This is a genomic window from Clostridium sp. C1 (assembly GCF_018223625.1).
In the GTDB taxonomy this organism is placed as follows: domain Bacteria; phylum Bacillota_I; class Bacilli_A; order Erysipelotrichales; family Coprobacillaceae; genus Allocoprobacillus.
Map to the genome: position 1 here is coordinate 1,981,067 of NZ_CP073631.1, position 16,235 is coordinate 1,997,301.

The window sequence follows — 16,235 nt, forward strand, 5'->3', positions numbered from 1 at the left end:
ATAATATCATCTCAGTGGTGTAGTTGTTGAAATTGGTGGTGCACTTTATGCTATTGATGGTGCAGTTCATTGCAAATAATCAATTGAGCTTGTATGATAAAATAGCAAATGTTAATAATTATCTGATATGTTTGATTATTCTTTGTATATATTAAATTATTCCATGCAATCAAAGATGTATCTATATCATCCATTCCACTAAAATAAATCAATGCTCTTTTTAAATCCAGTTTTCTTTCATTTTGAACATCTGACTTCTTGATCAGTAGCAAAAGCGTTGCTTTAATAATCTGATTATACTTATTATTGCTGGTAAACTCATCAAATTCACAGGAAATACTCTGCTTTCTTAACATTTTATTTTGAATTGTACCATTGATATCAATCTTTCCTCTAATTGTATTTAAATTATCCCTTTGATTAACATATTCATGGTACAATCCCTGCTTGATTTGTTTGATAACTGCTCGATAAAGAACAGCTGCTAGAAGATCATACACATTGTGAAAATCCTCTCCTGAAAGACTTTCATAATTTGTTTCTTTCAAAACTGAGAAAGCATATGTCAGCATATAATAAATATTTTTAATGTATATAGTTTGCTTATCAATAATCATTGATGACCTCTTTCAATGCTTTTTCCCATGTGTTATACATCTTTTCATTATCAAACCAGTATTCCTTCAATGTTGGTAGGAGATCGTATTCAATAACTTCTTGAATCCATTCATCATCTATGACATCATTGGTTATAAAATAACTATGTCCTATACAAAAACCGCTTCCCAGTGAACTGTCTTTTGTAATAGTATCATTAAGTTCTTTGACTTTATCAATTAGCATATTAAAAGCATGATTATTCTTCTCTTCCTGATACTTAACAAAACCATTTGAATCAAATCCAGACAACATTTCTACAAATGAAAAACGTCTTCTTAATGCATAATCAATTAAAGCAAGAGAACGATCCGCTGTATTCATCATACCAATGATATAAACATTATCAGGAACAAAGAATTCCTTTTTGTTGTAAGCTAAAGTAATCGGTTTATTTCGATAATCTTTTTCAATAAGCTGCAGCAGTTCTCCAAATATTTTACTTAGATTTCCTCTGTTAATTTCATCGATGATAAAAAAATAATCTTCTTTTGGTTTTTTAGATGCCTTATTGCAGAATTCATAAAATACACCTTTCTGCAATTGAAACCCACCATCAACAGGTTTATATCCCATAACAAAATCTTCATAGGAATAATTTTGATGAAACTGAATGATTTTTATATGATTATCCCTCTTCTCGCCCATCAAGACATAAGCTATTCTTTTTGCAGTAAATGTTTTTCCAGTTCCTGGAGCACCTTGAAGAATGATATTCTTTTTCTTTTTCAATAGATGAGTCAACGCATTCAATTTACTTTCATCTATAAACACTTCGTTTAAGAACTGTTTTTTATCATATTTAACTGATTTTCCCTGTTCCTCCTCGTTTAAAACAATATCTAAAGCTTTAGAAAGCTCATCCCTTAACTTCCAAATATAGTTCCCTTTTTGTTGCTTATCAGCATCTTTCCCTACATAAAGTATAGGCCACCATTTACTATTTTCAGTTTTTTCAAAAGGAACTGGACAATTTGTTTTCTCTGCAATTCTTTTAGCATAACTTGATGACCCGCTGTTATAATAGTTAAATGTCTCGCCATATTTATCAGCAAGTTCTTTACAGGTTGCTTGTCCACCATTTTCTTTAAGTCTGGAAAGGATAATCAAATTATTTTCAAACGTTATATCAGGGTCTTTTAAAATATCAACCCATTCTTCAGCCTCAAAACCAGGACTATATTCGTTAATTGATGGCCACCATCCATCTTGACTAACATCGATATTCTGTTGCCATGCATAATAAGAAAACTCAGGTATGTTGTTGAAAGAAAGCATTTCATTCTTAAATAAATCTTTCACAGACTCACAGGCATTGATATAATCTTTTCCATTTGGTATTTTTTTTATCAAAGGCTTAAATAAATGATATATTTCTTTACCAACTTTACTTTCATCTTTTAAAAACGATCTATTTGTCTGATCCAAATTGATATATTTATAAGGCCTAGCCCAATATAATCCTATGGTAATTCTCCATTTTCCGTTCTTCATTGCCATAACTTGATCAAAATATTTAATGAATTCATCTTTTAATAACAGATCATTATTATCAGAGTATTTTAATGCTATTTCAAAGAATTTCCAGTAAATATCACATTCAGCAGAATCGCTGTTTAACCATATATTTAAATTGTTGAAAACAGGTATACCATTAAAGTCTTCTGGGACTATAGATTCTATATTAAAAACTGATTTTAATTTTACTAATATAGCTACCCTATTTTCATCACTGATTCCTCTGTTAAAACATCCAAAAATACCAATTGGATCAATATCAGTTATTTTTTCTTCATGATATACATAAGGATATTTTAGTGTAATATCGTTAAATACCTCTTCCATCTTTTTTAGCAATTCATCTCTTCTATCTTTATAATCAAGTATTTTTGTTGCGAATTCTTCATAAAATGGTATCCATGTAAACATATAACTTCTCCTCCACATGTTTCTACATATTTCATGTATCTGATACCCTTTATTATATCATTAGACAAATAAAAAGAACAACTAAACCATGTTCTATTGTAGGGTAATCTAATAAAAACTATAAATAAATGAGCACTATGCATAAATAGTGCTTATTTGTTATGTTACATTATTTTTTAATTCTAATTTTTATTGTTGACAGTGCAAAAATGTGCTGTATCAACTATGACTATCTTATCTTTTTTTGACATATTCTCATGTTTTACTGTTTTAAATGCAAAAAACTTGAAATTATTACTTATAATATACTTTTTCTAAATATTAATCCCCCTTTATCTTATAAATAATTGCTGTTATTGTTTTACAAATGAAAATTAATGCTATTTTATGTCTATTTAGTGCAATTTATGCACTTTTTTTATTATTTAAAATATTTGACTTAGATTTATTTATTTAAACTTAAATTTCCTCACCTAAACCTCTTAATTCTTGAGGTGTCAATTTATGTCAAATAAAATCAAAATAAATCTAAAACAATACTATCCTGAACTTTATAATAACGATTACTTTATTGAAGTAGATCAAGAAATCGTTAATGTTTTCATTGAATTTCAAAGAGCTGAATGGAACTATAACCAAAAAATTAAATATCATAAGTCTTATTATTCTCTAGATAGTCAACCTTATTTAGAAAATGAATCACTTAATATAAATTTATCAACAGATAAAATGATAAATGATTTATCGCATAAGGAAATGATGGATTACATATTTTGTTGTATTAGGAAACTTCCAAAAAAAGAAAGTTCCAGAATAATAAGATATTATTTAGAAGGAAAAAACTTAATCCAGATAGCAAAGGAAGATAATGTTTCCATTACAGCAATACATTTATCAATTCAATTAGGATTAAAAAGCTTAAAGAAGTTCTTAACAAGGATAATTATTCGTTGATTGATGAATAGACAATTTAAAAAAATAGTTTCTCATTAGTTTACTTGCATATTTGTACAGATCATTTGAAATTAAGATACATATTTTCTCACATGACCATTTTAATTGATTATATATCTATATTCATCGTTAATGAAAGTTAAAATAAACTGATGTAAAATCACACTTAAAAAGTGATTAAATTATACTAAGTTGGCTCTTTTTTATTTTTTTGGAAATAAAAGAGTATCTTTTTTACTTGTAGTTAAGTGTAATTATCTATTTATTATCTTATTTCCTTTACTTTTATTGTATAATGTAGTTAAGAAAGAAGGTGCTTCTATGTTCGTTAGAGTTATCAAAAATAATAAGGGTAAGAAAAACACCTGTTTTTGCGCACTCGTTGAATCCTATCGTGATTCTTCTGGCGTTCCTAAACATCGTGTCCTTATCAACTTTGGGCAGGTTGATGAGGAATCCGTTCCTTTTCTGAAGGCTGCTTTCGCCAAGAAAAAGCCTCGTCTTGTCTATGATGATGAATAATGTAGTTAAGTCTTCTCAGCTGGCTGCTATCTTCAGTGAGTTTAATGCTATCATTCATTCTGATATCACAAACAGACTCTGTCGCAAGAGAACACAGGACTTTACCAGAAATAGAAATATGAATTTCTATTCGCTCATCTATTACTTCATCTTCAGAAACAGAACCACAACCAATGCTGAACTCTCTCATTTTTATTCTTCCATAGATCGATTTGAGAAGAGAATAAGCAAGCAGGCTCTCAACAAGGCCATTAGAAAGCTGAATCCAAATGTTTTTTCATATCTCATCAATCGATTTTCAGCCATCTATTATACATCGTCGCTCCCTAAAAAATATAGAGGATATTTCCTGATTGCAGAAGATGGGACCTATATGGAAATCCCATACAATGTCTATAATATCTATGATTTTCATTTTGTGGAGAATCAACATATCATTGACATGTTCGATGTCAAAAAAGTCCAGTCCAAGGCCGGAGGACTCTATGATGTCCTTAATGGTCTGTTTATAGATTTTTCACTTAGGCCTGCACCATATTCAGAATTGCCTCTTGCGTTTTCTCATCTCTATCGAAGTCAAAGTATATTCAAGGGAAAGGATGTCATTTATCTTGCTGACAGATATTATGGATCAGCCGAAATCATATCCCACCTTGAGTGTATTGATTATCATTATATCATCAGAGGAAAAAGCAATTTCTATAAGAAGCAGGTTGCGCTCATGAAATCTGATGATGAATGGATTGAGGTGGAAATTGATGAAAAATGGAGAAGGAGATTCCGATTTTCACCTGAAGCCATGGAATTGAGAGAAAATAATCCAGTCATGAAAATCAGGGTCATTAAAAGAAGAATTGAATATATCAACAATCATGGAGAGGCGTGTCAGAAAGAGCTTATTTTCTTTACCAACCTAGGAGAGGAATTCTCTGCTCAGGAAATCATTGAGCTATATACATATAGATGGGATATCGAAGTTTCATACAAGACACTCAAAACAGGCCAGGAGATAGAAAGGCATATAAGCAGTGATGGTGATGTTGCACGAAATGATATATATGCAAAGGTACTGTTTCATAATATTGCAGGAATCATGAGAAAAGAGTTGAACCGTTCACTTGAAATGAAAGAGTCAAATAGACAGTATGTTGTCAACATAGCACAGCTACATGAAATCATACATGATGTCAACATTCTGCTTTCAATGATCAATGGTAAAAAAAGACAGCTAAAAAAGAAGATAGAACAGATAGAGAAGATGCTAGACAAAATAAAAGTGCCTGTTCGCCCAAACAGGCACTATCAACGATGGGGACGAGTCATGATTTCACCACCAAGCTATCGCTTCAGACTTGATGGAAGAAACAATCCAAAAGTCAGACGATACAAATCAGTGCTTATGACAATATCCCCGTAGTTAAGAATACAATTATATTGTATCATAAATTTAATGGGATAAAATTTTAAAAAACGAAAAAAAATCAACAGGGGCTTTATGCGCTTTTTTTTGCATAATAATAAAGAGTGCATATAGTCATACCACAAGAATTACAGAAATAAAAAAAGAGTCACCTAGTCTAATATACTAAGTTGACTCCATTGGCCTTGATTTTATCAAGGTTTTTTAATCATTATTATTCACCAACGTATGATAAGTTTGAATATATTTAAATTTTAATAAGTACTTTTAAGTACGCATTTAGCCTAATTTTACCTTTATATCTTTTAGTTATTTTTATTTATAACATATCTTAGTACCAAAATAGTACCATTGATTAATATACATATGTTATAAGAAAAATCAAAACCTTTCTTGTAACGACCATTAATAACTAATACAAATTTTCTTAGTGCTATTATCTAGATATAAACCATTTTTTATATAATATTTTTTCTAAAATATCATTTAACTTATTTAGCTGTTCCATTAAAGAAAAACCTACAACAATAAACAGATTTAAATTTAAATTTTTAATCCCCATATTTATCAATTGCAGCTTTATATAAATTATTTACTTCATCAATAATTTCATCTTTCTGTGCAATCACTTCTGAAAACTTATTTTCAATATTTTTATAAATTAAATTGTGAGCCTGATTCTTTATTTTATCCGAATCATACTTATCAAATTCGAAATCTTCATCAAAAGCTTTATTAATTAAAAATAATAAATCTTCTTTTGTGATTTGATCCAATGCAATTTCCTTATTTTCTTGATTTAAAAAATACACTTGATTATTCTTTATTTTGAAGTATTTCATAAGTCCTTTTCCTTTCCGTAAACGTATCATATCCACCTTCTAAACAATCCATTAAAACTAAAAAATTATTAATTTCTTCTCCTTCCACACTTTTTAGTGTACTTGATGATGGATATCCTCCAAATATTTTATAAATTGGCTTAGAATCAATTATTTCTCTTTTTGTATACATCACATAATCTGGTTTGATTGACTCACCAATAGTGCTATTATGTGTAACAATAAAAACAGGAATCTCACCAGCAATTTCCTTTATCAAATTATTAACACTGCTATTCAAGAAAATATTATCAAATGATGATTCTGGTTCATCGATTAATAACATACTATATTTTTTTGCATCAGTTAACTCATATAATAAATTAAATTCGGATCTTTCTCCACCGGATACATTTGCTCCATAACGATTTAATACTTTGTAACTTAACTTAATAAATAATTTATAAAACTCTGTATCTGGAACAGATTGAATTTCTTTCAATTTGTTAATATATTCATATGGATTTGAAAAGCTTTTATAAGCATCAGAAAAAGAAGCTTTTTTCCCATATTCAGCTCCAACTGCTGTAGCATTCTCTAGAGCTTCTGTTGTTGCAATAACTTTGAAATTGTACAACTCACTGCTTGCTATTATCTTAGAAACTTTTATTTTATTTGCTATCATATTAAATTTATTTATTTTTTGTTCATCAATATATAATTCTATGAACTCACAATCAGTAGGAGAAGTAGCTCCTGTTTTTATGCTTAGTGAATCTTTTGTCAATCTTATAATTTGATTAATTATATTTTTTTTACGATTCTCTAACTCAAGCTCTCTATACTTTTTAATTAAAGCAAATAAAAGATTTTTTAAATTTTCAAAAGATAAATATGTATTTATTAATGAACTATATTCTAAATTATTCATTAATAACTCAGTTGCTTCAATTAATTTATTTAAAGTTGATAAATCTTTTAATACAAATCTTGTCTCCGTAAATAATTTACTATTAGAAAAAATATCTCTTTTTTCTGATTCAAATGCGTATTTTTTCAATGATTTCAAATATTGATCTAGCATTTGTAAATTTTCATTCATATCTATTTTATTTATATCATCAACTACATATTTAAATTCTGATAAAAATTCCTCAAATATCTTTGCTTTTCTTATTTTTATTTTATCTTTAAACGCTGCCTCTTCTTTTTTTTCATCTTTCTCAATTAAGGAGAATTGCCGTATATATTTTACATTTTCAAATGATTTATAAATATTATTTAGTGTCACCGTTTTTCCAGATGATCTCTCACCTAAAATAACATTTAACCCACTTGATGCAGAGAATCCATTTTCTAAAATTTGAAATAACTCATGACCATCTTGAAGGCTTAAAGAAACTTTACTTTTATCAGAAAGACAAATTTTCAAATCGCTCATTTTCAATTCTTCGGTATCAATGTATGTTTGTCTAAATGAAAAGTTTTTCGCATTTTCTGACATTCTTTCATCGCTAAATAAAACTGGTACTAGTTTTTCAGAATCTTTAATACATTGATGAAATTTTTTTTCTGATTTAACTTCTCCACAAAATATATGGGGAGTTAATAAATCAATGAATTTTTGTTTTAACTCTGGAGATTTCATATAATGCGGTATTATTAGGTATTTTTCTAATGAAGAGAAAATATTAATGAATTGTTTAAATGTCAAGCTATCGTTAGGAGTTTTTATTAATTTTTCTACTTTTGAACATCTATCAATAAAATCTACAACATCATCTTTTTCTGAAATAACTAGGATATGTCCGTTTTCCAAATCCACTTCAATTCCAGGATAAACAACAATATCTAATTCTCTCTCAATTAATTGATATTGTTCATAATCAAACAAATTATGATTAGTAATTGCAATACAATCTAATCTCCTAATATTTACATACTCTTTTAATTTATCTAAAGAAAAATCAAAATCATAATCACTAATACTTTGTTTAGTATGTATATGCAAGTCAATTTTTTTCAATCGTTATCCCTCACTTTCTATAAACTGTTATTTTTATCTTAGTTTTGTTGATTTAAAAATACAATTAAACTTACTTCAAAGAACATTAACCAAAAGTCCACCATAAAAGATAATCCCAATTTCAACCTGTTAATGATTGAATAATGTACATCCGCATCATACTTATTTCTATTTTTAGCGTACTCCTTATCAGTAAATATGGAAAAACAAAGACAATATTCCCCGCCAACTGCAAACATTATTTCTTATTAAACAATAAAGTTATTTAATGCCATTTTTAATAATAAATTCTACAGGTAGATTAGAAAAAAGTTTGATTAACACTTAAACTACTAGCATTTAAGATAACTAAAAAATTATTTCTATATCTTGCCCAACTATTTCATAAACAAGCATACACAACATTCTCTATGCTTTTCATAAGATTCTTCTTTTTTGTCTAAACCACGCTAAATGATGTCTTCTAATCTTGAAAAGATTTCTTCTAACAGTAATTTACCTTTGAAACAAAACAATTCTTTCAAACACAATCATTAATATTGCATTTACTAATTTCATATATCTATTTAAACTTAACGCTCTATACTGGTAGCCAAAAATCAACATTGTAAGCTCTCCGTAATCAAATTTTAATTTCTTCTTATATCTTTACTGGTCAGTTATAAAAAACATAAACTATCAAACAAATTTTAATTTATACCATTTTTAATTCTAATGTATATTAAAAATATTTAAATAAAATATTTGATAAATAAATATGTTGTCTGAGGAGTAATGTTATGTGCTAAATGATATTCTTTATATATATGAACTATTTTTTCTTTTGTAATAGAATCTTCAGCAATTTTTTTACACAGCGACTCGCTACACCTCGATAACCATTCTAAATCAAACAATGAGTAATCGAAGTCTTTAATGTTTGTAATCCACTCATAAAATTTATTTTTCGTTTTTTTTGATATTGATATGAATTTTTCTTTATCAATAAGAAGATTATTCAAAAATAATTTTAAAAAACTATCATAAAGAGAATCACTTTCAGGTATAAAAGTGCATATTACTTCCTTATTTTTTAATCTTAAATATTTTTGCTCGATATTCTTTAATGCTTCTTTTTCTATATTTTCGTCAGGATGTAATATTTCCTTCATAACTGCCTCAGCATATAAAATGTATTTATCAGCAACATCATTTAAACAAATAATACTTTTTATTGAACTCTGAATATTTGTTCCAACAACATCATATATATCAATTAGCATCTCATATTTTTTGTTTTTTATCATAAAAGACACTTCATTAATATCATCAAATTTGGTATAATCTTTCAAAATAAAAAGTGAATATCTAAGTATATTTTTATATTCAAAATAATCATCTGGGTCGTTTCTTAATTCGTTAAAAATATTTGCAACCAACAAATTTACTTCTTTTTGAATATCATCATCATCTATTAATTTATAGTCATAGAGCTTTAAAATAAAATTACAAATTAGAAGACGATGCATCAAGAAATCATTTTTTTTAATATTTTCGTTTAATCTTACCAAAACTTTTTTAGCATTCTCTTTATTAATTTCGACATGTATTAATAATTCTAAATAATTCCAGAAAATATCAACATCTCTTCCTTTAATTTTAACTACTTTATGATAATTACAAAAATTAATAGTAATTTTATCCAGATATTTCTTTGCCTCATCATCTAACGATAAAATATTGATATTATATTCTTTAAATAATTTCTTAAGAGTGTTTTGATCAAAATATCTTAATAATATAAAGATATCAACCTTAGTTAAACTTTTTTTATAAATATTATATCTTTCTTCTTGAATAGAACTTTCATTTTTATTTGCAACATTAATTGACGATAAAATAGTTCTTACGTAAAGCATAAAAATAGAAGTAGCCTCTAAATAATTATCAATCATCAAATAATTATTTATTGAATACTTGATATAATCGATAATTTTATTTTCCATAGAGACATAAGCAGGAGTTCCAGAATAAAAAGTATAATTTGTTATTGCCTCTTCACTTACTTTTACTGACTCTTGAAAACTGGTAGTAAATAATGTATATAAAACTTTAAAAGAACCTAATTCATTTAAAAAATCATAATTTTCTTCATCATAATTTGGAATAGTTTCTAAAATACAATCTAAATCTATGCTTGCAATTTCCTCTTTTATTTTATTCTTCTCTGAAGTATTTAATTTTGAAAAAAATGGTCTCACACAAGACTTTCCAACATATTTTCTATTAAACTCTGAAATATAATACCATGTAAAGTTTCTTTTTTTATAAAAAAATGAACTTGCAATTTTTAAACAATTATATGCATAATGGGGATTATTCAATAATACATGTAAATAGGCTTGTTTTAGATATAAATCTGGATTACCAGGTGATAAATTTAATTCATTTTGTACCTTGAGATTTATTATTTTTGGAAAATCAAAATTAAATATCATCGTTATAAATGTGTCTTTCAGTGTTTGTTTTATCGGTATTTCAATATTTCCATTTGTTTCAAATTTTACAATTTTGTTATAAGGACTTTTTTGTAAACAGTTCTTAATATTATTGATTTTAAAATCTTTATTGGTATTATCTTCTTTAAATGAATCTTCCAAAGAATTTAAAAAAAGATTGGTTTCGTCCTTTATATCTATTGTATCAAATCCTAAGAATATATTTTCTTTCATAAACCTTGAAGATATGTATTTGCCCATAATATAATTTAAATGAGATAAAGGCATACAACGTTCATATATTTTATCAATTTGACTTTGATCATTATGTTCCAATATAAAATCCAAAACATTTATAAGTTGATTCTGATGATTCTCTTTTTCATCTGCATTTATTTTTAATAATTCTGTAGCATAAATAATATTTATTCCTAAATTCCTATAATAATCATTTTCAATACTAGTAAAATCTTTTCCAGTAAGTATTAGATATCCTCTTTGAAAATCTTTATTCAATATTTGTTTTGTCCACGTAATAATATGTTTAACATCAGGATCATTTAATGAATATCCCATAAATAATATTACTTTTGATCCAATAATAGATTTAATATAAGTTTCTATCAATTTAAAATTTTCACCATATAATAAATAATCTTCTTCTTTTAAAACAAAATTATCATTTTCAAAATCCCCATGCATCTTAATCAATTCTATTCCTGATTTTTTATATGGCAAATCTGTGTCTTTACTAAATACCTGTATAAACTGACCATTCTCTTCATATGCCTTCTCTAAAAGATTATCATAATTTGTTGTAATAACTGTGTCCACACCAAACTTAACGATTTTCTTATGTATTTCATTAGTTTCTAACGGTTCCTTATAGCGAAAAATTTGTTTCATCAATTGTTTATATTCTTTTTTTCCTCTTGAATTATAATAGTATTGTGGTATCTTTAAAAAATCTTCTTCTAAATCTGATGGTAATTTCTTTGTAATCTCTTTTATTACCTGAGGCCATAAAGGCATTCCCGAATTTGCAGAAACACCTGAACCAACAAATAATACTAGTTGCTTTTCCCTCATGGCTTCCTTAATAATATCTCTAGACTCTTTATATAATTCTTTACCATTTCTAGATAAATGCATTTTATAACCTCCTTCCGTTCAAAATAATAAATATTACCTCTTAAATATTAATAACAATTTAAATAAATAGCTCTGTACTTAATTTTCATATAAATTTAAAAGATTTTTTGCAATTATGTTACATCCTGATTCGGATGAAAATATAGAAAATTCATTTCCCTTTAACCATGGAGTTTCATCAACATTTAGATTTACTATCCATTTTTTTACTAAACTGTTAAATTCTTCAATACTATAACTATTACTTTCTAAACCTTTCATCTGCATGATAATATATTTGTTTAGTGAAGAAACTCCAATATTACCCTGTATGATATTATTATTGCTATTAAATAACTTTGGCCATTTAGATTGTATAACGTTCCACAATTCCAAAAATATAAATTTTAAATTACTTTTAATTTCTTCTAATTCAGTTTCATTTTTCCAATTCAAATCTATAATATTATATTTATTTAAATAACTAACAAATACTCGAACACTTCTTACAAATGAATTCAAACTAATCGTTTCACAAGAACTATGTGTGGGGTTCCCTTCCAAAAGTATTTTATTATACCATAATGTATTTTTATCAATATTTATATCCGTAGCCAATTCAACCGCTAAGAACTCTTTTTTTGCAATCGTCAAATCATCTGAGCATTTTTTTCTTCTATTAATTTTATTTTTTAATATGTATGCTAAAGAAGTATCTACTTTCCTTGATGTTTTATTAATTGTTATAAAAGTATCAACTTCTAATTCTTCGCTTGGTTTTTCTAAAATGATAACTGATAGTTCAAAATCTTCAATTTCTTGATATTTTTTTTCATCAATTTCTTTCAATCTCTTAAAAGCTTCGATTCTATGTTGACCATCAACAATACTCAACTGCGTATCCTCTTTCACTTCCTTATCAGATGAACAAATTATTGAGGTTGGCATATAAAAATCATTTTTTATTAAATAATCAACAATTTTTAAAACATGATTTTCATTAACCTTTCTTTGATAACCAGTAAAATTTAAAGTGTTAAATGTTCTTACATGAGTATTTTCAACTAACCAATTTACAGTTTTAGAATCTTGTATAATCTTACAATTGCATTTTTGATTAATAATCTTCATAACCTTTTTCACTTCCCATCATTTTTTTCTATACAAGATAGAACTTTTTTTATTGTTTCATTAATTTCTTCAGAAATTATTGTATGGTCTAAATCATCAAACTCATCATCAATAGATAAGACACCAATATCATATATTCCTTTTATTAAATGTTTCAAAAGGATTTCATTCGATTCAAAATCGTATAAAACAAACGCAATACTACAAAACATATCAAATTTAAACTGGTCAAATTCATCTTTAAATTTTGTTATTTCAACTTCTATTTGAAAATCACTTAATTTTTTTCCTACAATATTCTTGATTCAATAATTTTTTTCCCAAATATTCATCGATGTGATCTTCACTATTATCAATATAGCTTATTAACTCAAAAAAATTTTTATAGTGCTCACCTAAAATTAAACATTTTTGTCTTAAATCTATCTTCGAGTATTCATAAAATAACTCATGTTTAATCTCTTTAATACTTGTTTTAAACAAAAATAACTTACTCAATTGTTTGTCTGTTCCATCTAAAATAGTATAAATTCCCTCCACTATTTCTTTTTTCAAGTTTTCTCTAGAGTCAAAAGCTTTGCTTTTATATACTATAGAGTGTTCCACCTCTCCCCAAGCATCATGTAATAAAGATTTTACTTGTACTTCAAAACAAAATATGTTAAATAATTCTTTATATTTACAGGCTATTTTATATATTGTATGCCCATTTTTTTGTACAGTTTGAGGATTTTTTTCAATTTCGATACATTCTTCTTTAGATAAATATTTAATCAATTCTTCAAATATCGCTCTTTCATCTTCTTTAAAATAACAATTTATTCTAAACCCAATCAAATCAGGCAAATTTTCACATATTGCCTTTTGAACATTCGCTTCATCAAAAAAATATATTTTCCATTCATCTAAATAGTTTTTTCTACTTAGTTTTTCTTTTAAACTATCCTTACTTTTTATGCGTGACTGTACTTTTTGTGAAATCTTAATTCCTGAGTGTTTCGAATAACTCTGATTGTAATTCACGATAAAATTATTTAATTTTTTTTCAATAGTTCTTAGTGCAGTTTGTAAAATAGATTGAAAATTATCCTCTAAAAAGTAGTCGATTATTTTTTCTATTTCTTCCATCTTATACTCCTTTTACCCACTTAATATATTTTCAAATTTCAAAAACTGATATTCTATAAATTTTCCACAAAAAATATCATACTTTCTATTTCTTCAACACAAAAATTTGTATATTTAATAACATCTTTACTCCAAAAATGAATAGGTGTCCACTCAATCTGTCGAAGTAAATTATCATTTTTTATATCTCTCTTAATATTTTCCTCAATTTTTTCAATCCAATAATCCTTGTTATTCTTCAATTTTTCTTTTGTTTTTTCAAAATCTTTCCCATGCCAGAATTCACCATCAACAAATATTGCTATCTTATATTTTATTAATGCTATATCAGGAGTTCCAGGTAATTTTTTATAATTTAATCTATAACGATACCCATTATGCCATAATGCTTTTGCTAAAATAGATTCTACCCTACTTTTCTTATGACTCAAGGCTTTCATTCGTTTTGAAACTTCTTGTGTAGTTTTTAATTTTCGATGTTTCACGTTCATCACCTTACTTTAGTTGTCTCAACACATATTCCTTATGTAACCAAAAGCTTTGTCTTGTCATCCATTCTCCATTTGGTAACTCATCTGCATCTCTTTCAAGATTACCTTTTGTGAATCCATCATTTAACTTATATGCAGATTTCTGAGCATGTGGTCGAATATGTATGATTTCCGTATCTTTCATTCCGGGTAAATTATTCTGAATTTCTAATTCACCATTGCCATTTTTTACCTTTTCAAATATTACTCCTCTTTTGATTATATTTTTATATTCTTCCCATTCACTTTTCACGATATAATTTAAATCATAGTAAGGCATATGCCATAATTTTGCTTTTTTCAGTACATAAACATCTTCAACTTTTTGAAAAACTACAAACAAGAATTGTGTTGTATCAAAATAGTTGAATACCTTCGATTCTTCCCATTCTTCTTGAATAAGTTCTTTGAATTTAAATGGTGCAAAAGACATATTTTCTCTATTCTTTCCATTTTCTTCTATTCGTATGGTCTTTACCACTATATTTGATTTTTGAAATTCTGCAGCATGATTACCTTTGATCCCTAACATTCGAAATGTAAGATCATTCCATTGTGCTTTGTTATTGTTATATGGTCGATTATACATTGCACATAATTTTTTATCTGTCATACCAATATGCTTGTTTATCAATGACAAAACATATTCTTGAAAACTTATTTTGATATCTTCTTTTATGATGGATTCACATGGAACATTGTTTTGAAGAACATAATTTTTCAAAACGTAGTTCATATAAGATAGTTTGAAACAGTAATTTCTTTTCTTAGCTAAAGTGTGATCACCATAATATTGTGGGCGCATGCTTTTTTTTGCATTTGCACCTTTTGTACAAGCCCCAAGATACATTGTATCGCCTTCGCTCAATTCATGAGCTTTTCCCTGTTTGATTTTTTCATTGATTTGATTAAAGTCATCGATGATTATCTTAAGATCATCTTTAGGTGGACTAAATAGATTCACAAATTTAATAGTATAATCTAATCGTTCCATGGACTTGTCCCTCAAATAATGAATCAAAAGAATACATTTGATTTTTTCCCATACATGACTTTTATAGAAATCTTCTTCTACTGGCTCATTATAAGAAATGTTTGTTATGGACAATCTTTCTCCTGCTCTGTATTCCCCTTTTTTTGTCTTATCAATAGGTGTTTGCTTTAATTCTAATCCAATCTTATTAAAATCCGCTTCTTGATTACCATTTGGATCATAACCAAAATAATATTTTTCTATAAAATTTCCTAACTGTCCTTTCGCTTTTTCATTCAAAGAAACACCAGTATCATAGCTCACTGATTCCTCTTTTACCACCATATTTTCAAAACTATCATATACATCATATAATTTATCTCTATAACTTTTTATGGGACTTCTTTCATATTCATCCAACACTTCATGAAAAGTCATTCCCTCTAGCTTTTTAGCATAAGAATAAATACTATTGATATCTGTATCATCATAATCAAATAGCTGCACATTCATCACCCTCTTTCCTTATATGCACA

Annotated in this window: 14 protein-coding genes; 3 read left to right on the forward strand and 11 right to left on the reverse strand. The window is 26.9% G+C overall.

The annotated features are described in order from the left end of the window. Positions 1–50: 50 nt before the first annotated feature. The gene (locus KEC48_RS10650; RefSeq protein WP_211962199.1) at positions 51–617 is read right to left on the reverse strand and encodes a hypothetical protein; all 567 of its coding nucleotides are present in this window, start codon (positions 615–617) and stop codon (positions 51–53) included. After that, complete coding sequence (locus tag KEC48_RS10655; protein ID WP_249191353.1) at positions 607–2,586, reverse strand: AAA family ATPase; 1,980 nt, start codon at positions 2,584–2,586, stop codon at positions 607–609. The genes KEC48_RS10650 and KEC48_RS10655 overlap by 11 nt, the downstream gene beginning before the upstream one ends. 504 nt (positions 2,587–3,090) lie before the next feature. Here KEC48_RS10655 and KEC48_RS10660 point away from each other — a divergent pair. Together KEC48_RS10660 and KEC48_RS10665 are read left to right on the forward strand one after the other, a co-directional pair. Next, complete coding sequence (locus tag KEC48_RS10660; protein ID WP_211962200.1) at positions 3,091–3,540, forward strand: sigma-70 family RNA polymerase sigma factor; 450 nt, start codon at positions 3,091–3,093, stop codon at positions 3,538–3,540. A 321-nt stretch (positions 3,541–3,861) separates the two neighbouring features. Next, positions 3,862–4,062 (forward strand): 2-C-methyl-D-erythritol 4-phosphate cytidylyltransferase, encoded by a 201-nt coding sequence (locus KEC48_RS10665; RefSeq protein WP_129739639.1) that lies wholly within the window; start codon positions 3,862–3,864, stop codon positions 4,060–4,062. Here the strand turns inward: KEC48_RS10665 and KEC48_RS16235 are convergent. Then, positions 3,971–4,252: a hypothetical protein gene (locus KEC48_RS16235; protein WP_087298203.1), complete on the reverse strand. Its 282-nt coding sequence runs from the start codon at positions 4,250–4,252 to the stop codon at positions 3,971–3,973. The genes KEC48_RS10665 and KEC48_RS16235 overlap by 92 nt on opposite strands. Here KEC48_RS16235 and KEC48_RS10670 point away from each other — a divergent pair. Then, a complete protein-coding gene (locus tag KEC48_RS10670; RefSeq protein WP_249191436.1) occupies positions 4,181–5,479 on the forward strand; it encodes an IS4 family transposase in 1,299 nt (432 codons plus the stop codon). The two genes, KEC48_RS16235 and KEC48_RS10670, sit on opposite strands and share 72 nt — an antisense overlap. 554 nt (positions 5,480–6,033) lie before the next feature. Here the strand turns inward: KEC48_RS10670 and KEC48_RS10675 are convergent. The 8 genes from KEC48_RS10675 to KEC48_RS10710 form a co-directional block, all read right to left on the reverse strand. After that, the gene (locus KEC48_RS10675; protein ID WP_211962202.1) at positions 6,034–6,324 is read right to left on the reverse strand and encodes a hypothetical protein; all 291 of its coding nucleotides are present in this window, start codon (positions 6,322–6,324) and stop codon (positions 6,034–6,036) included. Then, on the reverse strand, positions 6,299–8,329 hold the full coding sequence (locus KEC48_RS10680; protein ID WP_211962203.1) for a histidinol-phosphatase: 2,031 nt from the start codon (positions 8,327–8,329) through the stop codon (positions 6,299–6,301). The genes KEC48_RS10675 and KEC48_RS10680 overlap by 26 nt, the downstream gene beginning before the upstream one ends. A gap of 731 nt (positions 8,330–9,060) precedes the next feature. Next, a complete protein-coding gene (locus tag KEC48_RS10685) occupies positions 9,061–11,958 on the reverse strand; it encodes an SIR2 family protein (protein WP_211962204.1) in 2,898 nt (965 codons plus the stop codon). A gap of 78 nt (positions 11,959–12,036) precedes the next feature. Then, positions 12,037–13,068: a DGQHR domain-containing protein gene (locus KEC48_RS10690; protein ID WP_211962205.1), complete on the reverse strand. Its 1,032-nt coding sequence runs from the start codon at positions 13,066–13,068 to the stop codon at positions 12,037–12,039. 8 nt (positions 13,069–13,076) lie between these two features. Further along, positions 13,077–13,280 carry a hypothetical protein gene (locus tag KEC48_RS10695; protein WP_211962206.1) on the reverse strand — a complete coding sequence of 68 codons (204 nt, stop codon included), beginning with the start codon at positions 13,278–13,280 and terminating at the stop codon, positions 13,077–13,079. 61 nt (positions 13,281–13,341) lie between these two features. Further along, a complete protein-coding gene (locus KEC48_RS10700) occupies positions 13,342–14,196 on the reverse strand; it encodes a hypothetical protein (RefSeq protein ID WP_211962207.1) in 855 nt (284 codons plus the stop codon). Between the two features lie 53 nt (positions 14,197–14,249). Beyond that, complete coding sequence (locus KEC48_RS10705; protein ID WP_211962208.1) at positions 14,250–14,681, reverse strand: very short patch repair endonuclease; 432 nt, start codon at positions 14,679–14,681, stop codon at positions 14,250–14,252. A gap of 10 nt (positions 14,682–14,691) precedes the next feature. Further along, entirely contained in the window at positions 14,692–16,212 is a 1,521-nt protein-coding gene (locus tag KEC48_RS10710) for a Sau3AI family type II restriction endonuclease (RefSeq protein ID WP_211962209.1), read from the reverse strand. Between the last annotated feature and the right edge of the window lie 23 nt (positions 16,213–16,235).